Genomic DNA, 21,875 nt, shown 5'->3' with positions numbered 1-21,875 from the left:
ATGAGTTCAGGGACCAACCGCCAAAGGGCTATCGGCAAGGCGCTGACACTGCTTTTGCCTGCAGTGCCCTACTCGGATTCCGAGCCCATACGCGCCGCCGCCACGGCACCGCACATGAAAAGCCTGCCGCCACCCATTGCGGTGTGGCTGGCCACGGTCGCCCATGTCCGCCATCAGCACACGGATTACGATGCGCTGCGCGACGAGGGCTATGACAAGGACTCGGCCCGCTTCTTCGTGCTCGAGGCGATCAACCGGAAATTGACGGAATGGCGGGCGACGCGGCTGCTGGATCCGGACGAGGACGATCCGAGCTGACTTCGGCGCCGGCATTCCACTGATCTTCATAGATGAGCTGGTCCAGCGGCAGCCGTTCGCGCCAGCCGCGCTTTTGCAGCTCCGGCTGATCGTAGAGCTGGTCAACATAGCCGATGCAGAGATAGGCGATGATCTCGACATGATCGGGGATGGCCAGAATGCGGCGCATGTCCCGGTCGTGGTAGATGCTGACCCAGCCGACGCCGATGCCTTCCGCCCGCGCCGCCAGCCACAGGTTCTGCACGGCACAGACGGTGCTGTAGACATCCATCTGCCGGTTATGGGTGCGCCCCAGAACGACATCGCCGCCGCGTGTCCGGTCGCACGTGATGCACAGATTGACCGGCGCCTTCACGATGCCCTCAAGCTTCAACGATGCGTAGAGCGCCTGGCGCTCGTCGGTGAACATGGCCTTTGCTTCGGCATTGGCGCGGGTAAACGCCTGGTGCACCTCGGCCTTGCGTACCGCATCGCGGATGAGAATGAAATTCCACGGCTGCATGAACCCCACCGACGGCGCGTGATGGGCGGCATCGAGCAGCCGCAGCAGCACATCGTCGTCGACGGGCCTTGGCAGGAACTGGTCGCGCACATCGCGGCGGGTATGGATGGCTTTGTAGACGGCGGCGCGCTCGTCCGCGGAAAAATCGGCGGCGGCCACGGGACCACAGGCAGAATCGTGCATCGTTTGCTCCCAACAATGCGAGGGCCAGATTGATCTGACCCCTGACACCTCCCCGCTGTCCGTGCGGTTTCGGCTATCCGGTCCGGCCGGTCTTCTGACTGAGGTTCACCTGAACCGCGCGCCTTCCGGGTTTCCCCGTGGCAATCTGCGCGGCCCATCCCCTATACAGCGTTGGGCACGTGCCGGATTTGCACCGGCTTCCCGATTCTCCTGCATGCAGGCACCGGACCAGCATTCCATTCGCCACAGATCGGCGAAGGACGCAAGCGTCAGCCCGGATAAATCCATTGCTCGGGCAGGCGCGCATCGATTTTTTCACAGGAACGGATGATTCCCGGCACTTCAACCCAGACGACGATGCCACGCAGCCGCTTCGACGCCTTGACGAAGTCAAGCGCCGTCGCGGTGTGATCGGCGGTCTGCGCCCGCTCGGCGATGGAGCGGCCGGCGACCTTGCACGGCGCGTTCTGCCCGTCGACCTTCAGCGTCACGCCCCCTTCGAAGAACAGCAGCGTGCGCGGCGGCAGCATGGAAAGCGAGGGAATGCCATCGACAACCATGTTGGCGCCGATCCATTCGGGTTTGACTTCCGCAAGGCCCATGGCGCTGGCAATCATTGCAAGCTCGTCAGCCGCCAGAATGGAAATATGCCGCTCGTTGCGCATCTCCGTGCCGCGCGGATACCAGGGCTCGCGTCCGCCGGACCGGCGCGTCAGGCCGGCATGATAATCGCCGCGGATGCCTTCAAAGGTGAGATCGAGCGTGTCCGTGGCAGCGGTGACAAAACTGTCTTTCGGCGCCTGGAACAGGCCGCTCACCCGCCCGACAATCTTGCGGGCCGGCAGGATGTCCGTTCTGGTTGCGAAAAGATCTGTCATGACGGCGCTCCGGTGAAATCAGCCGCATCTTAGGAAAATTGCTTGTTAAAACCAGCCAATATCACTGATGGAAACGTCAAAATTGGTGATGGGAGGGCGTTGCCGCCCTCCCGGTCGTATCAGCGTGTCAGAGGCTTGTAGCTCGGACGCTTCGGATTGACGCTGTCCGGTCCCAGACGGCGGATCTTGTCGTTCTCATAGTCCTGGAAGTTGCCTTCGAACCATTCGACGTGGCTGTCGCCTTCGAACGCGAGGATGTGCGTCGCCAGCCGGTCGAGGAACATGCGATCGTGGCTGATGATAACGGCGCAGCCGGCGTATTTTTCCAGCGCGTCTTCCAGAGCCGCAAGCGTTTCGGTGTCAAGATCGTTGGTCGGTTCGTCGAGCAGCAGGACATTGCCGCCGGATTGCAGCATCTTGGCGAGGTGCACGCGATTGCGCTGACCGCCGGAGAGATTGCCGACCTTCTGCTGCTGGTCACCGCCCTTGAAGTTGAATGCCGAGACATAGGCGCGCGAATTCATCTCGTTCTTGCCGATCTTGATGATTTCATTACCGCCGGAGATTTCTTCCCATACGTTTTTCTCGGCAACGAGATGATCGCGGCTCTGGTCGACATAACCGAGATGAACCGTTTCACCGACGCGGATAGAGCCGGAATCCGGCTTTTCCTGCCCGGTGATCATCTTGAACAGCGTGGTCTTACCCGCACCGTTCGGACCGATGATGCCGACGATGCCGCCGGGCGGCAGCTTGAAGGTCAGGTTTTCGATGAGAACGCGGTCACCGAAGGATTTGGTAAGGTTCTCGGCTTCGATAACCACCTGCCCCAGCCGTTCGCCTGCCGGGATGATGATCTGCGCATCGCCGGGACGCTGCTCGTTGGCGGCATCGACCAGCGCGTCATAGGCCTTGATACGGGCTTTCGACTTGGCCTGACGTGCCTTGGGGCTGGCGGAAATCCACTCGCGCTCGCGCTCCAGAGCCTTCTGGCGCGAGTCGTCCTCGCGGCCTTCCTGCTGCATGCGCTTGGACTTGGCACCGAGATAGGCGGAGTAATTGCCTTCATAGGGAATGCCGCGGCCGCGGTCGAGCTCGAGAATCCAGCCGGTCACGTTGTCGAGGAAGTAGCGATCGTGCGTGATCAGCAGGACAGAGCCGGCATATTCGCGCAGGTGCTTTTCCAGCCAGGCGGTGGTTTCGGCGTCAAGGTGGTTGGTCGGCTCATCGAGGAGCAGAAGATCGGGCTGCGAGAGGAGCAGGCGGCACAGCGCCACACGGCGGCGCTCACCGCCGGACAGCTTTTCCACGCCGGAATCACCGGGCGGGCAGCGCAGCGCTTCCATGGCCATTTCCACCTGGGATTCCAGATCCCAGAGGTTCTTGGCGTCGATGATGTCCTGCAGTTTGGCGCCTTCGTCGGCGGTTTCATCGGAATAGTTCATCATCAGTTCGTTGTAGCGGTCAAGAACGGCCTTCTTGTCCGCGACGCCATCCATGACGTTACCCATCACGTCCTTGGTGGGATCGAGATAGGGTTCCTGCGCGAGGTAACCGACCGTGGCACCGTCGGCCAGCCAGGCTTCGCCGGTATATTCCTTGTCCATGCCGGCCATGATCTTGAGGATCGTCGACTTACCCGCACCGTTCGGTCCGAGAATACCGATCTTGGCATCGGGGTAGAAGGAAAGATGGATGTTTTCGAGAACCTTCTTGGTTCCGTATGCCTTGTTCAGGCCGGCCATATGGTAAATGAATTGGCGTGCCATAACGCGCGTCACTCCGATGTTCGGGATTTTTGGGACATGAATTTGCGCCGTATGTAGGCGAAAGGGGCGCGGGTGGCAATGCACACGCTGTTTATTTCGGGATTGCCAGGCGTTTTGCAGGGTATTTGGACTCCTGTTATGCGTGGTTCGACAAGCTCACCATGAGGGAGAGTGAGGATTGCAGGGAGCTAAATTCTACGATCTCCGTGATTAGCCTTGCAGGAAAACCAAAACCCTCATGGTGAGCTTGTCGAACCACGCACGACAGCAATGCAGCCCCCCCTAAAACGAGCGAAACCGGGTGCGGATATTTCCGTCACCCGGTTTCCCCTCTGGTGCCGCATTTGGGGAGCGTCCTCTTCTCCCCGGAACGGCCATGTAACTGGCAAGCGCCTGGATATCCCGGTCCGGACAATCATCCCCCGACGCCGCAAATCAGCGTTCTGTCAGCCGTGAAAGCCGGGGACAATCGAGAGAAGACACAGTATCCAATCTCTTTCGGAAAGAAGTTTTGCGGCAAGTTTTTGTCGTTTGCAAGAGGTTTTGCAAAATAAAATTGCAGCGCACGATGCGTGATTATTTATTGTGCAAAAACCCATGGGGATACCCGAATTTACGCAGAATTTATTGTGGATTGACTAATCACGCGCCACCCTTTCAATTGATCGCGGGAGGCATGAATGGGTTTTGCAGACATCGAAACGGTCCGGTCGCCGACGGGTGCGGCGCTTGCCATGCGCTTTTCACCCGCCGCAGGCAGCGGTACAGCCATTGTCCAGATCAGCCACGGCCTTGCCGAACACTGCCTGCGCTATGGCCGTTTTGCCGAGCATCTCAACAGGCACGGTTTTCATGTCTACACCCACGACCATCGCGGCCACGGCTATACCAAAGCCGATGGCGCGCCGCCCGGCCGTTTCGCCGAGCGGGACGGCATGCGCCTGGTGCTCGAAGACATGGACGCGGTCAACGCTGCAGCCCGCGCCCGCCATCCCGGTCTGCCGCTGCTTCTCTTCGGCCACTCCATGGGCGGTCTGATCGGCCTCAATTACGTGCTGGGCTATCAGCAAAAGGTCGATGCCGCCGCCATCTGGAACGCCAATTTCTCCGCCGGGCTCGCCGGACGGCTGGCGCAGGGCATCCTGCGGGCCGAACGCATGCTGCTTGGCTCCGATGTGCCGAGCATGCTTCTGCCGAAACTGACCTTTCAGACCTGGGCGCGCGGCATCAGGGATGCCCGCACCCCGTTTGACTGGCTGTCACGCGACCCTGACGAAGTGGACGCCTATATCGCCGATCCGCTGTGCGGCTGGGATGCCTCGGTCGGCATGTGGCGCGATGTCTTCGGCTTCACCTTTGCCGGAGCCGACAACAGCCGCCTTGCCAAGGTACGGCGCACCCTGCCCTTCCATCTCGCCGGCGGGGCGGAAGATCCAGCCACGGCCGGGGGCAGCGCCGTGACGCATCTGGGCAAGCGAATGCAACGGCTCGGCTTCAGCGATGTCACGACCAAAGTTTATGCCGACACCCGCCACGAAGGCTTGAACGAAATCAACCGCGACGTAATCATGCGTGACTTCACCGATTGGGCGGTTCGAGTCGTTCAGCAACAAGCCCCGAAACAAACACTGAATTTGGAGCCACTTTAACAACCATGACTGAAGCTCCCCTCAAAGGCGTGCGTGTCATCGAACTCGCCCGCGTCCTCGCCGGACCATGGGCCGGACAGATTCTGGCCGATCTTGGTGCCGATGTGATCAAGGTGGAGAATCCCGCCGGCGGCGACGAAACCCGTGGGTGGGGGCCGCCCTTCATCACCAGCAAGGAAGGCGAAAACCTCTCTGCCGCCTATTTTCATTCCTGCAACCGCGGCAAGCGCTCGATCACCGTCGATTTCACCTCGCCCGAAGGCCAGGAGACGGTGCGGGCACTCTGCCGCACGGCGGATGTCGTACTGGAAAATTTCAAGGTCGGCGGCCTGAAGAAATATGGTCTCGACTATGAAACATTGAGTGCCGACAATCCGCGCCTCGTCTACTGCTCCATCACCGGTTTCGGCCAGACCGGCCCCTATGCCAGCCAGGCCGGCTATGACTTCATCATCCAGGGCATGTCCGGGCTGATGTCGGTCACCGGCGAGCCGGACCGCGAACCGCAGAAAGTCGGCCTTGCCGTCGCCGATGTGTTCACCGGGCTTTACTCGGTCATTGCCATTCAGGCGGCACTGGCCCATGCGGCAAAGACCGGCGAAGGCCAATGGGTGGATATGGCACTGTTCGATGTGCAGTCCGCCGTCATGGCCAATCAGGCGATGAACTATCTCGCCACCGGCAACAGCCCGAACCGCATGGGCAATGCGCATCCCAACATCTCACCCTACGAGGTCGTGCCCACTTCCGACGGCCATCTCATTCTTGCCGTCGGCAATGACGGGCAGTTCGCCCGTTTCTGCGCGATCATGGGGCTGGACAGTCTCAGCGCCGATCCGCGCTTTCTCACCAACCGGGCCCGGCTGGAAAACCGGACCGCACTGACCGCAATCATCCGGGCCGAAACGCAGAAGCGCACACGCGCCGACCTGCTCGCCGCCTGCGCGCAGAATGCCGTGCCTGCCGGGCCGATCAACCGCATCGGCGAAATGTTCGACGATCCACAGATCGTCTCCCGGCAGTTGCGTCTTGACCTTGACGATGCCCATGGCAGCAGCATCCCCTCGGTGCGCACGCCGATCGTCATGTCGAAGACACCCCTGACCTACAACAGACCCTCGCCACGCCTCGGCGAGCACAGTGCAGACATTCTCCAGGAATTGAAGGACGCATCCGATGAAAACCGGCGGTGAATTGATCGTAGAAGCCCTGAAAGCCAATGGCGCGGAACAGCTGTTCTGCGTTCCCGGCGAAAGCTATCTTGCCGTGCTGGACGCGCTGGTGGATGCCGATGTGGGCGTGACCGTCTGCCGGGCCGAAGGCGGCGCGGCGATGATGGCCGAGGCCTGGGGCAAACTGACCGGCAAGCCCGGCATCTGCTTCGTCACCCGCGGTCCCGGCGCGACCAACGCCTCGCCCGGCATCCACATCGCCATGCAGGATTCGACCCCGCTGATCCTGTTCATCGGCCAGGTGCAGCGCGATGCACGCGAGCGCGAAGCCTTCCAGGAAGTGGAATACCGCCGCTTCTTTGCCGACACCGCCAAATGGGTAGCCGAAATCGACGATGCCCGCCGTATCCCGGAATTCGTCACCCGCGCCTTCTCCGTCGCCACCTCGGGCCGCCCCGGTCCCGTCGTGCTTGCCCTGCCGGAAGACATGCTGACCGACAAGGTCGAAGCGGTGGCCGCACAGGGCTGGCAGCCGGTCGAGACAGGCCCGTCGCCCGCCAGCATCGAGAAACTCGCCGACCTGCTGCAGGGCGCCAAAAAACCGTTCATGATCCTCGGCGGCTCGCGCTGGGACGAAGCAGCCGTGCGCTCCATTACCCGCTTTGCCGAGAAGTGGCACCTGCCGGTCGGCTGTTCCTTCCGCCGCCAGATGCTGTTCGATCACCTGCATCCGAATTATGCCGGCGATGTCGGCATCGGCATCAACCCGGCACTTGCCACACGCGTCAAGGAGGCTGACGTGCTGCTGCTCGTCGGCGGGCGTTTCGGTGAAATGCCATCCTCGGGCTATACGCTGATGGACAGCCCCTACCCCAGGCAGACACTGATCCACGTGCACCCCGATGCCGATGAGCTCGGCCGCGTCTATCGCCCCGCCCTTGCCATCAACGCCGCACCGGATGCCTTTGCCGAAGCGGTTGACCATCTGGCGCCGCCATCGCACATCAACTGGCCCGGCGAGGCGGAGGTTGCGCACGCCGCCTATCTCACATGGTCGACCCCGCCGCAGACCGGACCCGGCAATGTCGCCATGGGTCCGATCATGACCTATCTGGAAAGCGTGCTGCCGGAAGATGCCATCATGACCAATGGTGCCGGCAATTACGCCACCTGGCTGCACCGTTTCCATCGCTTCCGCCGGTTCGGCACGCAGGCCGCGCCGACATCGGGCTCCATGGGTTACGGCCTTCCCGCCGCTGTCGCGGCGAAGCGGCTTTATCCCGAGCGAACCGTGGTCTGCTTTGCCGGTGACGGCTGCTTCCTGATGAACGGCCAGGATTTTGCAACGGCGGTGAAATACGGGTTGCCGATCATCGTGCTCGTCATCAACAACAATATCTACGGCACCATCCGCATGCATCAGGAGCGGGAATATCCGGGCCGTGTGTCGGCAACGGACCTGACCAACCCCGATTTTGCCATGCTGGCCCGCGCCTATGGCGGACACGGAGAGACGGTCGAGAAGACGGCTGATTTCGAAGGTGCATGGCAACGCGCGGTGCAAAGCGGCAAACCGTCGATCATCGAAATCCGACTCGACCCCGAAGCGATCACGCCGGCGAAAACCTTGACGGACATCCGCAATAAGCGTTGATCATTCCCTGTTGAATGATTTGAGGATGGAAAGGCGGCTCTTTCAGTGTTAAGGAGCGCGCCTGACCAGACAATATGAAAGCCTGCACATTGAGCAATCCGGCAATCACAATCGTAATTCCATGCCGAAACGAGGCCGCAAACCTGGCCTTCCTTCTCGATGAAGTGGATGCAGCCATGGAAGGCCGCAGCTACGAAGTGGTGGTGGTCGATGACGGTTCGACCGATGGAACGGGCGACGCCCTGGCCGAACGCATCCGCGCCGGCAAGCCGCTGCGCCATGTCCGGCATGATAAATCCGCCGGCCAGAGCGCTGCGGTCCGTTCCGGCGTTTTCGCCGCGAGGGGCAAAGTCGTCGTGACGATGGATGGCGATGGCCAGAACGATCCGGCCTATCTGCCCAAGCTCGCCGATGCGCTGATCCAGGCAGGCCCCGCCGTGGGCATTGCCGCAGGCCAGCGCCTGAAGCGCACCGACACCAAGCTGAAGCAGATATCGTCGAAACTCGCCAACAAGCTGCGCGGCGCCATCCTGAAGGACAACACGCGCGATTCCGGCTGCGGCTTGAAAGCGGTACACACCCAGCTTTTCCGCGAACTGCCGTTCTTCGACGGCTGGCACCGCTACCTCCCCGCGCTGGTGATCCGCGAGGGTTATGGCGTCGTGCATGTGGATGTGGTGGACCGCGAACGCCGCCACGGCAAATCCAATTACGGTATTCTCGACCGCGGCCTGCGCGGTATTCTCGATCTTTACGGCGTGTGGTGGCTGAGAAAGCGCCGCAAGACCGTTCCAACCATCACGGAGATCAGCCATGGCTGACGCATTTAGCAATTGGCTGCACTCGGTCTTTGTCGCCCAGTTTGACGCTTGGATCCTTCTCGGCTTTTTCGCACAGGGCTGCTTCACCATGCGCTTCGTCGTACAGTGGATCGCTTCGGAAAAGGCCAAGCGCAGCGTTGTTCCGGTCACGTTCTGGTTCTTCTCGCTGTTCGGCGGTGTTCTGCTCTTCATCTACGCGATCGTGCGCAAGGACCCGGTGTTCATCGCCGGACAGGGTTTGGGCCTCGTCGTCTACATCCGCAATCTGTGGCTGATCGCCAATGAGAAAAAGGCAATGACGCAGGACAGCTGATCTGAAGGCACCGCAAGGCACGATCATGACCCATTCTGACCCTGCGTCTGCGGGTACCGCAAAACTCCGCTTCAGCCACTACCTGCTGCTCATTTTCATCTGCCTTGTGTCGTTCGTGCCCGGAATCGCCGCGATTCCGCCGCTCGACCGGGATGAAGCGCGCTACATTCAGGCCACGCACCAGATGGCGGAAACCGGCGATTACGTCGACATCCGCTTTCAGGATGCCTCGCGCTACAAGAAACCCGTCGGCATCTACTGGCTCCAGAGCGCCGTGCTGAAGGTCACCGGCTATGACCAGACGGCACCGGTCTGGGTCTACCGGCTCGTCTCGGTCGGCGGCGCAACGCTGGCGGTGCTCGCCACGGCGGCGCTGGGTGCATTCCTGTTCGGACAGAGCGCCGGGCTGCTGGCAGGCATGGCGCTTGCGGCCATTGTCATGCTTGGCTTCGAAGCGCGCGTGGCGAAAACCGATGCCACCCTGCTCGCCACCGTGGTGTTCGCCCAGGGCGCGCTGGCATGGATATGGATGGCCAGCCGCAACAACACCCCGGCAAAATGGGCGCCCGCCCTTGTCCTCTGGGTCGCAACGGCCATAGGCGTTTTGATCAAAGGGCCGATCACGCCCTTCGTCAGCGTGCTCACCGCCGCCGCGCTCTGTCTCTTCTACCGTGAATGGCAATGGCTGAAGCGGCTGAAACCCCTGAGCGGCATCGCCATTCTGCTGGTCATTGTCCTGCCCTGGCTCATCCTGATCACGCTGAAGAGCGGCGGCGCTTTCTTTAACGAATCCGTCGGCAATGACCTGTTGTCCAAGGTGGGCGACGGGCAGGAAAGCCATGGCGCACCGCCCGGCTATTTCGCCCTGATTTTCGTGCTGTTTCTCTGGCCCTTCGGCGTCATGGCCATACGCGGCGGCCTGCAGGCGCTCGGCCGTTTCCGCACCGATCCGCGTCTCGCCTTCCTGACCGCCTGGTACATTCCCTACTGGCTGGTGACGGAGATGATCCCGACCAAGCTGCCTCACTATATCCTGCCCGCCTATCCCGCGCTGCTGCTGATGATGGCCTGGGCGGTGGACAGCGGCATTGCCAGCCAGCCCTATCGCGGGCGTTGGCAGATCTGGCTTGAACGGCTGACGCTGCTGGGTCTGGCCATAGCCACGCTGGCGCTGATGGGCGCGGGCACCGTCCTGCCCTTTGTCATGGCCCACACGCTTCCCGTTCCGGGGATCATTGCCTTCTTCACCGCAGCGGCGGCAGGCATCTTTGCCAGCGGCCTCGTGCTCAGGGACAATCTGAAGCGTGCCATACAGGTGACCGCAGCCTTTGCCATTGCCACGCTGGCTCTGCTCACATGGGGCGTGGCTCCGGCCATCACGCCGATCTGGATGAGCCCGGCCCTCAACAATGCCTTCAATGCGGCAAAACCCTGCGCCAACAGCGTGCTGGCATCGGCGGGCTATGCCGAGCCGAGCCTGGTTTTTCTGGCGGGTACAAAGACCATCCTGACCAGTGGCGCGGGCGCGGCAAAATATCTGCTCGACAATCCCGCCTGCGCGATTTCCGCCGTCGACGAGGGCAACCAGGCGGAATTTCTGCAAAACCTGCCGCAGGGGGAAAAATCCGTCGTCGTGGCCGGCAGTGTTTCAGGCATCAACTACAGCAAGGGCCGCAAGACAACCATAACGCTGTACAGGGCTGCGCAGTAATCCAACGATTGCAAATGTTGTTTTAAACGCCCTGCCCCAGGCGCGGGCGGCCGATGGAGTGGTATTCCAGCCCCGTGCCGTCGATATCCTGCTCGCCATAGACGTTGCGCAGATCGAACAGGAGATTGCCCTTCATCAGGCTGGCGACCTTCTTCAGATCGAGCGCGCGGTAGGCGTTCCATTCGGTCAGGAGCACGGTGATCCCTGCGCCCTCGACGGCCTCATAGGCGGATTTGCACCAGACGACGCCCGGCAGCACCGGTTCGGCAGCCGAGCGGGCTTCCGGATCATGCGCGCGCACCGTCAGGCCGGCCTTCTGCAGGGCCGGGATGATATCGAGCGCCGGTGACTCGCGAATATCGTCGGTGTTCGGCTTGAAGGCGATGCCAAGCGCCGCAATGGTTTTTGCACCGCTCCTGGCAGCCGCCGCGATCACCCGTGCGGCCATGGAGTGCTTGCGCTGCTCGTTGACCACGACGACCTGCTCGATCAGCGTCTGCGGCGCATTCATCTTGCGCCCGGTCGCCGCATAGGCGCGGGTATCCTTGGGAAAGCATGAGCCGCCGAAACCGGGCCCTGCATGCAGGAACTTCGAGCCGATGCGGTTGTCCATGCCGATGGCGCGCGCCACGTCCTGCACATTGCCACCGGTCTTTTCGCACAGGTCAGCCACCTCGTTGATGAACGTGACCTTCATCGCCAGAAAGGCATTGGCGGCATATTTGATGATTTCGGCATTTTCCAGCGTGGTCACGATCATCGGCGTTTCGCGCAGGTAAAGCGGCCGGTAGACGCGCTTCATGGCATTGGACCCGGGCTCGTCATGCACGCCGACCACAACGCGGTCAGGCCGCAGGAAATCCTCGACGGCCGAGCCCTCGCGCAGGAATTCCGGATTGGACACCATCGAGAACGGCACATCCGGCCGCGCCTTGGCAATATGTGCGCGCACATCGGCATTGGTGCCGACCACGACCGTCGACTTGATCACGATCACCGCGCCCGGCTTCATGGCGGCGGCGATCTCATCGGCAGCGGCATAGATATATTGCAGGTCGGCTTCCCCGTCGCCGCGCCGCGACGGCGTGCCGACGGCGATGAAAATCACATCCGCGTCAGCGACCGTCGATGCCAGCTCCGTCGTGAAGATCAGGCGCCCGTCACGGGCATTGCGGGTCAGGAGTTCGTCCAGACCGGGTTCGTAGATCGTCACTTCCCCGGCCTGCAGGCGCTCGATAATGGCCGGGTTCTTGTCGACGCAGGTGACCTGAAAACCGAATTCGGCAAAGCACACACCAGAAACCAGACCGACATAGCCAGTCCCGATCATCGCAATCTTCATCGCACTATCCCATTCGTGACGTCAATTTCGCGCAGACATGTCGCATATTCGCGCGGCGCTGCCAATTGCGGGTTGCATCCCATTCAAAAAACGCCAGCCACGGGATCGCAGCCGGCGTTTTCGATGTGTCTTATCTAAAGCGTTTCAACGTGTGTTCAAGCCAGTTTCGGCGGGGTGCGCTCCGGTCCCCGGCGCTCGGCCGACGCGGCCCAGAGGTTGATGTTCGCATCGTTTGCGTAAGTGTCGATTTCGGCAAGCTCCGCATCGGTAAAATCAAGATTTTCCAGAGACTTGACGCAATCGATGACCTGCTGCGGCTTGCTCGCGCCGATGAGCGCGGTGGTGATCCGGCCACGCCGCAGCACCCAGGCAAGCGCCATCTGCGCCAGAGTCTGGCCACGCTTTGCGGCAATCGCGTTCAATGCCCGGATATTGGCAAGGTTCTGTTCACTGAGGAAGGCCGGATTGAGCGACTTGCCCTGGGCCGCGCGGCTTTCTTCCGGCACGCCCTTGAGATATTTATCGGTCAGCATGCCCTGCGACAGCGGCGAGAACACGATGGAGCCGATGCCGAGTTCTTCCAGCGTGTCGACAAGACCGTCATCCTCGATCCAGCGGTTGATCATGGAATAGCTCGGCTGATGAATGAGGCACGGCGTGCCGAGTTCTTCCAATATGGCCGCCGCTTCGCGGGTGCGATGCGAGTTGTAGGAGGAGATGCCGACATATTGCGCGCGCCCGGAACGGACGATGTGGTCGAGCGCCATCATGGTCTCTTCCAGCGGCGTATCCGGATCGAAGCGGTGCGAATAGAAGATATCGACATAATCGAGACCGAGCCGCTTCAGGCTCTGGTCGCAGCTGGCGATCATGTATTTGCGGCTGCCCCACTCCCCGTAAGGGCCGGGCCACATGCCGTAACCCGCCTTGGAGGAAATGATCAGTTCATCACGATGGCCCTGGAAATCCGTGCGCAGGATTTCGCCGAATGCTTCTTCGGCGGAACCGGGCGGCGGGCCGTAATTGTTGGCAAGATCGAAATGGGTGATGCCGAGATCAAAGGCCTGGCGGCAGATGGCCTGCTTGGTCTGGTGCGGCGTGTCGTGACCGAAATTGTGCCACAACCCCAGGGAAATCGCCGGCAGCTTGAGGCCGCTCTTGCCGCAGCGATTGTACTTCATCGTGTCGTAGCGTTTGGAGTCCGCAGTCCATTTCATGATCGATCTCTTCCCTGTCGTCTTGCCTCGGCGCCGAGCCGAACGATTCCCGTTTCAGCGCGCCGGACTATGAACGAAAGTCATAGGGATGTCATGACGTGAAATAGGTAAGTCGCTTTGGCAAAATACGTATTCTACGTAAAATACGTATTTTGCACTCCACCCGCATCACGCCTTGATGATCTGGTCCTTGTCATCGAAACGGTAGGTTCGTCCGGCATCCGGCGTCGCATAGAGCACCTGATCGACCTCATACTGGTGCTCGCCGAAGAGGCGGACCGTCAGCGGACCGAAATCCGTCTGCAGATAGATGATCGTATCGGCACCCAGATGCTCCACGTGGATGACCGACCCCTTCCAGGTGCCTGATGTATTGCTGACCTGGATGTGCTCCGGGCGAATCCCGACGGTCTTTGCCGCGGGGTCGCCGAGCTTTGCGCCCTCAACAAGGTTCATCTGCGGCGAGCCGATGAAGCCCGCGACAAACAGCGTCTGCGGTGAATTATAGAGTTCCATGGGTGAGCCGACCTGCTCGATCCTGCCCTTGTTCATGACGACGATCTTGTCGGCAAGCGTCATGGCTTCCACCTGATCGTGCGTCACGTAGATCATCGTCGCCTTCAACTGCCGGTGCAGACGGGCAATCTCGAGCCGCGTGTTGACGCGCAGCGCCGCATCGAGGTTCGACAAGGGTTCGTCGAACAGGAAAAGCTGCGGCTCGCGCACGATTGCGCGGCCGATGGCCACGCGCTGGCGCTGGCCGCCGGACAGTTCGGCCGGGCGTCGCTCCAGATAATCATCGAGCGACAGCATGGCCGAGGCGATCCTGGTGCGCTCCTTGATTTCTTCGGCGGGCTTGCCGGCCTGCTTCAGGCCAAGGCCCATATTGTCGCGTACCGACAGGTGCGGATAAAGCGCATAGGTCTGGAACACCATGGCGATGCCGCGTTTTGCCGGCGGCGTGTTGTTGACCTTTTTGCCGTCGATCAGGATCTCGCCCGAGGTCGCATCCTCAAGACCGGCGATCACGCGCAGCAAGGTCGACTTGCCGCAGCCGGACGGCCCGACAAAAATCACGAACTCGCCATCCCGCACCTCGAGATCGATGCCTTTCAGCACGTCCACCTGGCCGAAAGACTTGCGAATATTTTCTATCTTCAAAGAACCCAATGTCTTGTTCCCGTCTTCAAACTTATAATTACAGGTCTACCGGCTTGCCGGTGCGCACGCTTTCATCAGCCGCAAGGCAGACACTGAGCGACCGCACGGCATCCTGCATGTGGCGGCCCAGGTCGATATCCTCGCGGATGGCTTTGAGAACAAAGGCCTGCTCCAGGTCGCAAAGCTCCTGATGGCCGGGTTCGCCCGCCATATTGAGCAACTCGTCCGGCTTGGCAAAACGCCCGTCCGCACCTGTCCTGGCCGAATGCAGCCGGATGGTCGATGTCTTGGTGTGCGAGTCGATATCATCCGACTTGGCGTTCTGGTCCATGACGATGGACACGCAGCCATTGGGCGAGATCACGTCCTTCACGAAGAAAGCCGTTTCCGAAATCATCGGACCCCAGCCCGCCTCGTACCAGCCGACGGAATTGTCGTCGAAGAGAACTTGCAGATGACCGTAATTGTACATCTTCGCATCGATCTCGTCGGAAAGCCGCACGCCCATGCCGCGCACCTGAACCGGCGTGGCATCGGTGATCTGCAGCATCACATCGAGATAATGCACGCCGCAATCGACGATGGGCGATGTGGTCTGCATCAGCGCCTTGTGGGTTTCCCATGTCGGGCCGCTCGACTGCTGATTGAGGTTCATGCGGAAGACATAGGGGCCGCCAAGCTTGCGGGCTTCCTCGATCAGCCGCACCCATGACGGATGGTGGCGCAGGATGTAGCCGATCACCAGCTTGCGGCCATATTGCTTGGCCGCAGCGACCACACGCTGCGCATCGGCGACGGTGGTGGCCAGCGGCTTCTCGACAAAGACGTCGGCACCCGCCGCCATGGCGGCAACGGCATAGTCCGCATGGCTGTCGGAGTAGGTGTTGATCGAAACCAGCTCCGGCTTGAGGTCGGCCAGCGCCTGTTCGAAAGAGGGGTGGATCGTGTAGCCCTGCAATTCCTTGGCCAGCGGCACGACGGAGCGGTTGACCAGCCCGACAATCTCGAAGCCGGGATTGTTGTGATAGGCGAGCGCGTGGCTCCGGCCCATATTGCCAAGCCCGGCAACCAGAACCCGCACGGGCTTTTGCGTATTGGCGGTCATTTGACTGCTCCCGATGTAATGCCGCGGATCAGTTGCCGCGAGAACAAGAAGTAAAGGACGAGTACCGGCAGGATGGCGAGGGTCAGCGCCGCCAGAACGGCATTCCAGTTGGTGACGAACTGGCCGATGAACACCTGCGAGCCCAGCGTGACAGTTTTGGTGGCATCGCTTGGCGCCAGGATCAGCGGGAACCACAGATCGTTCCAGATCGGGATCATCGTGAACACGGCGACCGTTGCCATGGCAGGCTTGACCAGCGGCAGCACCAGCCGGAAAAAGATCGAATATTCCGTCAGACCGTCGATGCGGCCGGCATTCTTCAGGTCATCCGACACGGTGCGCATGAATTCGGTGAGAATGAACACGGCGAGCGGCAGACCCTGCGCGGTGTAGACGAGGATCAGCGCGGTCAGGGTGTTGACGAGGCCCGTCGCAACCATACCCTGCAGAATCGCGACCGTTCCAAGGCGGATCGGGATCATGATGCCGAGGGCGAGATAGAGCCCCATCAGCGAATTGCCGCGGAAGCGGTATTCCGACAGGGCGAAGGCTGCCATGGCGCCGAACAGCAGCACGAAGAAGATCGACACGGAGGTAACGATCAAGCTGTTCTGGAAATACAGGGTGAAATCACCCTGTGTCAGCACCGAGTTGTAACCGACCAGACTGAAGCTGGATGCATTCGGCAGGCCAAGCGGGTTGCGGAAGATCGACGCCCGGTCCTTGAACGAATTGATGATGATCAGGAACACCGGAAACAGCGCGATCAGCGTGTAGATGATCAGGGCGACGTGAACGAAGCCGGAGCGGAGGGGTGATGTACGGGCTTTTGCCATGACGGGACCTTCCTAGAACTGGTACCGGCGCATGCGCCGCTGGATGGCAAAGAGATAGATGCACACGCCCGTGAGGATGATCAGGAACATCACCGTGGCAATGGTCGCACCCATGGATTTGTCGCCGATCTGCAGCTGGAAGCCGAAGAAGGTGCGGTACAGCAGCGTTCCCAGGATATCGGTCGACCCGTCGGGGCCGGCAAGCGCGCCCTGCACCGTATAGACAAGGTCGAAGGCGTTGAAATTGCCGACAAAGGTCAGGATGGAAATGATGCCGATGGAGGGCAGGATCAGCGGCAGCTTGATCTTCCAGAACTGGCTCCAGCCGGTGATGCCGTCGCATTCCGCCGCTTCGAGAACCTCTTCGGGAATGCTCAGCATCGATGCGTAGATCAGCATCGTCGGAATGCCGACATTCTGCCAGACCGAGATAAGCGATACGGTGATGAGCGCCGTGTCCGGCCGGCCCAGCCAGGGCGCGAACAGTGATTTCAGGCCGACGAGATCAAGCAGGTAGGGCGATACGCCCCAGATCGGCGACAGGATCAGCTTCCAGATAAAACCGACGATCACGAAGGACAACAGGGTCGGCAGGAACAGCGCCGTGCGGTAAAAGGCGCCAAAGCGCAGCTTCGGCACCGACAACAGCGCAGCCAGGGCGACGCCGATCGGGTTCTGCACCAGCATATGGATCAGGAAGAACACGAAATTGTTGCGCAGCGCGTTCCAGAAACTCGCCGACCAGCGCGGTTCGCCGAACAGGGTCTGGAAATTGCCGAAACCGACAAACACGCTCTGCCCGTCAACCACGTTGAACAGCGACAGGCGCAGGGTTTCGATCAAGGGCAGGATCATGATCGCCGTATAGACGATCACCGCCGGCAGCAGGAACACAAGGATGTGCCAGCGCCGTGCGCGTTTGTCCTGACCGCTGTCAGACTGGGAATAGTCGGCCGTGCTCATTAACTCGCAAACCCCTGCTTATTGATTTGTTGGTCATGGAAAACCGGTCCACGACTGCCGTTCGTCAAACGAATACAGCGGCAATGATTGCCACTTCTGAGCAAGTTTTGCTTGGGCCCGAATACATCGGCCTTGGTTTCGCATAAACAAAATTTGCTCGGAATAAGCGAAAGGCCGGAGCGGCGCGAACCGCCCCGGCATTCGATTGCTTACTTCGCAGGCTTGTACCAGCTGTCGAGACCGTCCTGCAGCTTCTTGGCTGCAACTTCGGGCGTATCGGTGCCGTTGATCACATTGGCCGATTCAACCCAGGTTTCGTTTTCCAGGTTCGGCTTGCCGCGCGACAGGATCTGATAGGTCGAACGGATCGTCGGCTTGCACTTTTCGCGCCAGGACACGAATTCCTGCGCCAGCGGGTCCTTCATCTTGACCGGTGTCGACGACAGGCTGAAGAAGCCCGGCAGCGCATTGGCATAGATGTCGGCGAATTCTGGCGAGGCAACCCAGCTAAGGAACTTCTTGGCCGCTTCCGGATTCTTGCTCTTGGCATTCATCGCTGCGCCAAGATCGGCATGGTCGGAGATGTAGCAGGTGTCGCCGGCCTTCTGCACCGGCGGCAGGAACGCGCCCATCTTGAACTGGGCCTGCGTGTTGAACAGCGAGATTTCCCACGAACCGGCGGGATAGATCGCGGCACGGCCGAGCGTGAACAGGTTCTGGCTGTCCGGATAGGTCTGGGCTTCGAAACCGTCGCCGAGATAATCCTTCCACTTGGCAAGCGTCTTGTAAGGCGCAACCCAATCGGCATCGGTAAGCTTCTGCGTACCCTTGATCAGCGCAGTACGGCCTTCTTCACCCTTCCAGTAGTTCGGTCCGATGTTCTGGTAGCCCATGGTTGCGGCTTCCCAGAGGTCCTTCGTGCCCATGGCGAGCGGAATGTAGGTGCCGTCCTTCTTGATCTTGTCGAGGGCGGCGAAGAACTCGGCTTCGGTCGTTGGAACCGCAATGCCCAGCTTGTCGAAGGCATCCTTGTTGTAGATGAAGCCGTGAATGACCGATGCCATCGGCACGCAGAACGTGTCGGAACCGTCATCGGTGCTCCATGCCGCCTTGGCTACAGGCGTGAAGTTTTCCATGCCCGGAAGGCTCTTCAGGCTCGACAGGTTGCCGCGCTTGAACTGCTCCAGCGACTTGTCGAACGGACGGCAGGTGATGATGTCACCGGCGCTGCCGGCATCGAAGCGGGCGCCAAGAGCGGCATCATATTCGGTCGGCGGGGTCGGAGCGAACTTGACCTTGATCCCGGGATTCTTCGCTTCAAAGGCCGGAATGAGCTTTTCCTGCCAGATGGCAAGATCGTCCGTACGCCAGCTTTCGATTGTCAGCGTTGTATCGGCGGCGTGAGCAAAGCCGGCCGAAGCCAGGATGCTCGTTGCCATGAGCAGTGATTTTAAAGTCGTGCTTCCCATTTTAGTCTCCTGTTGCACCCTTTGAGCAGTGCCGTTAACGAGAGCCGAGGCTCCCTTTCAGTGTCGAAAGCGACGGGCGTAGCCTCTGTTGATTGCTTTCGAGAATGTGTGATGCCTGTTTTGCGTCGGCTGCACCCGCTGCTAGCAGGATTGCGCGCTTTACTGAGCCATCGGTTGAAGCCAGATGCTGTTTCGCATCGGCGATGTCGCAGGCGGCGATGGCCGAAACGATGAGTGCGGCGCGTTCGCGCAGCTTTTCATTGTCGGCAACAAGATTGACCATGTAGCCGTCATGCACGTGCCCCAGATGCACGGCCATCAGCGTGGAGAGAAGATTGAGCGCAATTTTCTGCGCGGTCCCTGCCCCCATGCGTGTCGAACCGGCGACGATTTCCGGCGGTGTTTCCAGCGTGATCGTCACGTCGGCATGCCTGAACAGCGGCACGGCCGGATTGTTGGCAATGGCGATGATCTTCAGCCCGCGCCGCGTGGCTTCATCAATGGCCGCCACCGCATAGGGCGTCGTGCCGCTGGCCGAAATGGCAATCAGGCAATCGCCCTGCCCAAGGCCGGCGCCAGCGATATCGCGGGCGGCCTGCTCGACATCATCTTCATACCCGCCGGCAAGGCGGACAAGACTTTCAACACCACCCGCCAGAAGGATCACCACACGGTCCGGCGCGATGCCATAGGTGCCGGGCAGTTCGAGTGCATCGGCAAGTGCCATCAGGCCGGAGCTGCCGGCGGCGGCATAGGCAATACGCCCGCCCGCGGCCAGGGTTTCGGCGGCAAGCAGCGCCGCCGCGGCAATGGAATCCGTCGCCCGCGCCACCGAAGCCGCTGCCTCGATCTGCGCCTCGTGCAGCAAACGCAAAACATCGGCTGGCGATCGCTCGTCCAATCCGGATGCCTTGTCGTTGCGTTGCTCGGTACGGGTTACCACCACTCGCCTCTCCTCGTTGCGATAATTAATGCCAAAAAAATACCACTTGTCCAGAGGTTCTTAAAAAAATCATGCACTGTTTTTCATACAAGTTAAATTATTCAATAAAATCAGTGCGATGAATAAAAGTGGAAAAAACCTGGAATTAACGCTTGGCTATTGGTATTTTATTGGTATTCTATTTTCGGAGGGCAATGAGTGTGACATATCTCCTGGGAATTGATGGTGGTGGAACAGGCTGCAGGGCGGCCGTGGCCGATATGACAGGCCATGTTCTGGGCATCGGCAAAAGCGGTTCGGCCAACATCATGACCGACATGGAAAACGCGCGCCTGAATATTCTCGGCGCGACAAATACCGCCTTTGCCGAAGCCGGGGTCGACGCCGCAATGATTCCCGCGACCGCGGCGGTTCTTGGGCTCGCTGGCGCCATGGTCGGCGGCAATGGCGAGAAGCTGCGGACGACCCTGCCCTTTCAGCATTCCCAGGTGACATCCGATGGCACGATCGCCCTGCAGGGTGCGCTCGGCGACAATGACGGAACCGTGGTCATCATCGGCACAGGCACCCTGTTCGTCACACGCGAAGGCGATGACATCCGGTTTGCCGGCGGCTGGGGCTTCAAGGTGGGGGATCTTGGCGGCGGCGCGCGAATCGGCCGCGATCTCCTGGAAGAGGCCCTGCTGGCCCATGACCGGTTTCACCCTTCGTCACCCCTGACAGAGGCCGTCCTCCAACGCTTTGAAAACAATCCCCACCGGATCGTCGAGTTTGCCCACGCGGCGCGCCCCAGCGATTTCGGTACGCTTACGCCGCTGGTTTTTGAATATGCTGCCCGCAACGATGCCGTGGCACTGGCGATTGTGAACAGGGCGGCGGCACAGATCGAAGAGGGGCTCGATGCCATCATGCCACCCCAACAGGAACGCCTGTCATTGATCGGCGGACTGGGGCCATTGTTCGAACAGCGTCTTTCGCCCCCGTACCGGGCAAAGCTGCAAAAGCCGCTGCATGACGCGCTGACGGGCGCGGTGCAACTGGCGGTGAAAAACTTCGCGCCGGCGCGCAAGGAGGCCGTGCATGGCTGATGGATTGATCGATATCCTGCCGTCCCTGAACGACGGTTCCGCCAGCGGCGGCCCGCTCTACGTCAAGCTGCAGCGGCTGATTGAAACGGCTGTCCGCGACGGCATGCTGCAGCCGGGCGATGCCTTGCCGCCCGAACGGGAACTTGCCACCATCGCCGATATTTCGCGTGTCACCGTGCGCAAGGCGGTTCAGGGGCTGGTCAACACCGGCCTGCTCGTGCAGCGGCATGGCTCCGGCACCTTTGTCGCCCCCCGTTCGGAACGGGTCGAGCAATCGCTGTCACACCTGACCTCGTTCACCGAGGACATGGCGCGGCGCGGCATGATCGTGCGTTCCACATGGCTCGATCGCGGCATCTATCCGCCCTCGCCGGAAGAAATGGTCACGCTCGGTCTTTCCTCGGGCGAGAAAGTTGCCCGCATCAGCCGCTTGCGCGTTGCCAATGACACGCCCATGGCGATTGAACGCGCCGCCCTGTCCATTCAGGTGCTGCCCAATCCGGAACTGGTCACGCTGTCGCTCTATGCGGTGCTGGCGGAGGGCGGCAATCGCCCGGCCCGCGCCATTCAGCGCATTTCGGCGGCAATCCTGAAGGAGGCCGATGCCAAATTGCTCGAGGTGCCCGCGGGTTCCGCCAGCCTCAACATCGAGCGCATATCCTATCTCGAATCGGGAAAAGTGATCGAATTTACCCGGTCGATCTATCGGGCGGATGCCTATGAATTTGTCGCGGAGCTGAAGCTCGGCGACTCCTCGGAAATTTCAGGAGCAGTACTTTGA

At 60.7% G+C, this 21,875-nt stretch carries 20 protein-coding genes and 1 riboswitch; of the genes, 9 read left to right on the top strand and 11 right to left on the bottom strand.

The genetic code is table 11. From position 1 onward, the window contains the following. A complete protein-coding gene (locus J1W56_RS07580; RefSeq protein ID WP_223612708.1) occupies positions 1 to 318 on the top strand; it encodes a DUF2293 domain-containing protein in 318 nt (105 codons plus the stop codon). Here the strand turns inward: J1W56_RS07580 and bluB are convergent. From bluB to ettA, 3 genes are all read right to left on the bottom strand, one after another. Then, positions 251 to 1,003 (bottom strand): 5,6-dimethylbenzimidazole synthase, encoded by a 753-nt coding sequence (gene bluB / locus J1W56_RS07575; RefSeq protein WP_223612707.1) that lies wholly within the window; start codon positions 1,001 to 1,003, stop codon positions 251 to 253. The genes J1W56_RS07580 and bluB overlap by 68 nt on opposite strands. A gap of 67 nt (positions 1,004 to 1,070) precedes the next feature. Next, a riboswitch (cobalamin riboswitch) is annotated at positions 1,071 to 1,246 on the bottom strand. A gap of 26 nt (positions 1,247 to 1,272) precedes the next feature. Beyond that, the gene (locus tag J1W56_RS07570) at positions 1,273 to 1,881 is read right to left on the bottom strand and encodes an MOSC domain-containing protein (RefSeq protein WP_223612706.1); all 609 of its coding nucleotides are present in this window, start codon (positions 1,879 to 1,881) and stop codon (positions 1,273 to 1,275) included. A 119-nt stretch (positions 1,882 to 2,000) separates the two neighbouring features. After that, complete coding sequence (gene ettA / locus J1W56_RS07565; protein WP_223612705.1) at positions 2,001 to 3,650, bottom strand: energy-dependent translational throttle protein EttA; 1,650 nt, start codon at positions 3,648 to 3,650, stop codon at positions 2,001 to 2,003. Positions 3,651 to 4,330: 680 nt separating this feature from the next. Between ettA and J1W56_RS07560 the strand changes: the two genes are divergently transcribed. The 6 genes from J1W56_RS07560 (at position 4,331) to J1W56_RS07535 (ending at position 10,970) form a co-directional block, all read left to right on the top strand. Next, complete coding sequence (locus tag J1W56_RS07560) at positions 4,331 to 5,299, top strand: alpha/beta fold hydrolase (RefSeq protein ID WP_223612704.1); 969 nt, start codon at positions 4,331 to 4,333, stop codon at positions 5,297 to 5,299. Positions 5,300 to 5,304: 5 nt separating this feature from the next. Further along, positions 5,305 to 6,492 (top strand): CaiB/BaiF CoA transferase family protein, encoded by a 1,188-nt coding sequence (locus J1W56_RS07555; protein WP_223612703.1) that lies wholly within the window; start codon positions 5,305 to 5,307, stop codon positions 6,490 to 6,492. Next, positions 6,476 to 8,125, top strand: coding sequence for a thiamine pyrophosphate-binding protein (locus J1W56_RS07550; RefSeq protein ID WP_223612702.1), 1,650 nt, complete (start codon positions 6,476 to 6,478; stop codon positions 8,123 to 8,125). The genes J1W56_RS07555 and J1W56_RS07550 overlap by 17 nt, the downstream gene beginning before the upstream one ends. A 74-nt stretch (positions 8,126 to 8,199) precedes the next feature. Next, positions 8,200 to 8,946 (top strand): glycosyltransferase family 2 protein, encoded by a 747-nt coding sequence (locus J1W56_RS07545; protein WP_374042744.1) that lies wholly within the window; start codon positions 8,200 to 8,202, stop codon positions 8,944 to 8,946. Further along, positions 8,939 to 9,259 carry a lipid-A-disaccharide synthase N-terminal domain-containing protein gene (locus J1W56_RS07540; RefSeq protein ID WP_223612700.1) on the top strand — a complete coding sequence of 107 codons (321 nt, stop codon included), beginning with the start codon at positions 8,939 to 8,941 and terminating at the stop codon, positions 9,257 to 9,259. Before J1W56_RS07545 ends, J1W56_RS07540 begins: the two co-directional genes overlap by 8 nt. A gap of 25 nt (positions 9,260 to 9,284) precedes the next feature. Beyond that, entirely contained in the window at positions 9,285 to 10,970 is a 1,686-nt protein-coding gene (locus tag J1W56_RS07535; protein WP_223612699.1) for an ArnT family glycosyltransferase, read from the top strand. A gap of 22 nt (positions 10,971 to 10,992) precedes the next feature. Here the strand turns inward: J1W56_RS07535 and J1W56_RS07530 are convergent, their stop codons facing one another. The 8 genes from J1W56_RS07530 to J1W56_RS07495 all read right to left on the bottom strand — a co-directional run bounded on the left by J1W56_RS07530 (position 10,993) and on the right by J1W56_RS07495 (position 20,009). Further along, the gene (locus J1W56_RS07530) at positions 10,993 to 12,312 is read right to left on the bottom strand and encodes a UDP-glucose dehydrogenase family protein (RefSeq protein WP_223612698.1); all 1,320 of its coding nucleotides are present in this window, start codon (positions 12,310 to 12,312) and stop codon (positions 10,993 to 10,995) included. A gap of 155 nt (positions 12,313 to 12,467) precedes the next feature. Then, the gene (gene mgrA, locus J1W56_RS07525; RefSeq protein WP_223612697.1) at positions 12,468 to 13,529 is read right to left on the bottom strand and encodes an L-glyceraldehyde 3-phosphate reductase; all 1,062 of its coding nucleotides are present in this window, start codon (positions 13,527 to 13,529) and stop codon (positions 12,468 to 12,470) included. A gap of 168 nt (positions 13,530 to 13,697) precedes the next feature. Beyond that, on the bottom strand, positions 13,698 to 14,699 hold the full coding sequence (locus tag J1W56_RS07520) for an ABC transporter ATP-binding protein (RefSeq protein WP_223612696.1): 1,002 nt from the start codon (positions 14,697 to 14,699) through the stop codon (positions 13,698 to 13,700). Between the two features lie 28 nt (positions 14,700 to 14,727). After that, positions 14,728 to 15,795, bottom strand: a complete 1,068-nt coding sequence (locus J1W56_RS07515; RefSeq protein WP_223612695.1) for a Gfo/Idh/MocA family protein — start codon at positions 15,793 to 15,795, stop codon at positions 14,728 to 14,730. Continuing rightward, entirely contained in the window at positions 15,792 to 16,631 is an 840-nt protein-coding gene (locus J1W56_RS07510; protein ID WP_223612694.1) for a carbohydrate ABC transporter permease, read from the bottom strand. Before J1W56_RS07510 ends, J1W56_RS07515 begins: the two co-directional genes overlap by 4 nt. A gap of 12 nt (positions 16,632 to 16,643) precedes the next feature. Continuing rightward, positions 16,644 to 17,594 carry a carbohydrate ABC transporter permease gene (locus J1W56_RS07505; RefSeq protein WP_223612693.1) on the bottom strand — a complete coding sequence of 317 codons (951 nt, stop codon included), beginning with the start codon at positions 17,592 to 17,594 and terminating at the stop codon, positions 16,644 to 16,646. A 209-nt stretch (positions 17,595 to 17,803) separates the two neighbouring features. Continuing rightward, a complete protein-coding gene (locus J1W56_RS07500; RefSeq protein WP_223612692.1) occupies positions 17,804 to 19,063 on the bottom strand; it encodes an ABC transporter substrate-binding protein in 1,260 nt (419 codons plus the stop codon). A 34-nt stretch (positions 19,064 to 19,097) separates the two neighbouring features. Beyond that, positions 19,098 to 20,009, bottom strand: a complete 912-nt coding sequence (locus J1W56_RS07495) for an N-acetylmuramic acid 6-phosphate etherase (RefSeq protein ID WP_223612691.1) — start codon at positions 20,007 to 20,009, stop codon at positions 19,098 to 19,100. A 191-nt stretch (positions 20,010 to 20,200) separates the two neighbouring features. On the opposite strand from J1W56_RS07495, the gene J1W56_RS07490 reads away from it, so the two are divergent. After that, complete coding sequence (locus tag J1W56_RS07490; protein ID WP_226904613.1) at positions 20,201 to 21,094, top strand: N-acetylglucosamine kinase; 894 nt, start codon at positions 20,201 to 20,203, stop codon at positions 21,092 to 21,094. Next, positions 21,087 to 21,875: a GntR family transcriptional regulator gene (locus tag J1W56_RS07485; RefSeq protein ID WP_223612690.1), complete on the top strand. Its 789-nt coding sequence runs from the start codon at positions 21,087 to 21,089 to the stop codon at positions 21,873 to 21,875. Before J1W56_RS07490 ends, J1W56_RS07485 begins: the two co-directional genes overlap by 8 nt.

The sequence above is a fragment of the Phyllobacterium calauticae genome, from assembly GCF_019991125.1.
GTDB lineage: Bacteria > Pseudomonadota > Alphaproteobacteria > Rhizobiales > Rhizobiaceae > Phyllobacterium > Phyllobacterium calauticae.
This window is presented reverse-complemented; position numbering and strand designations above follow the sequence as displayed.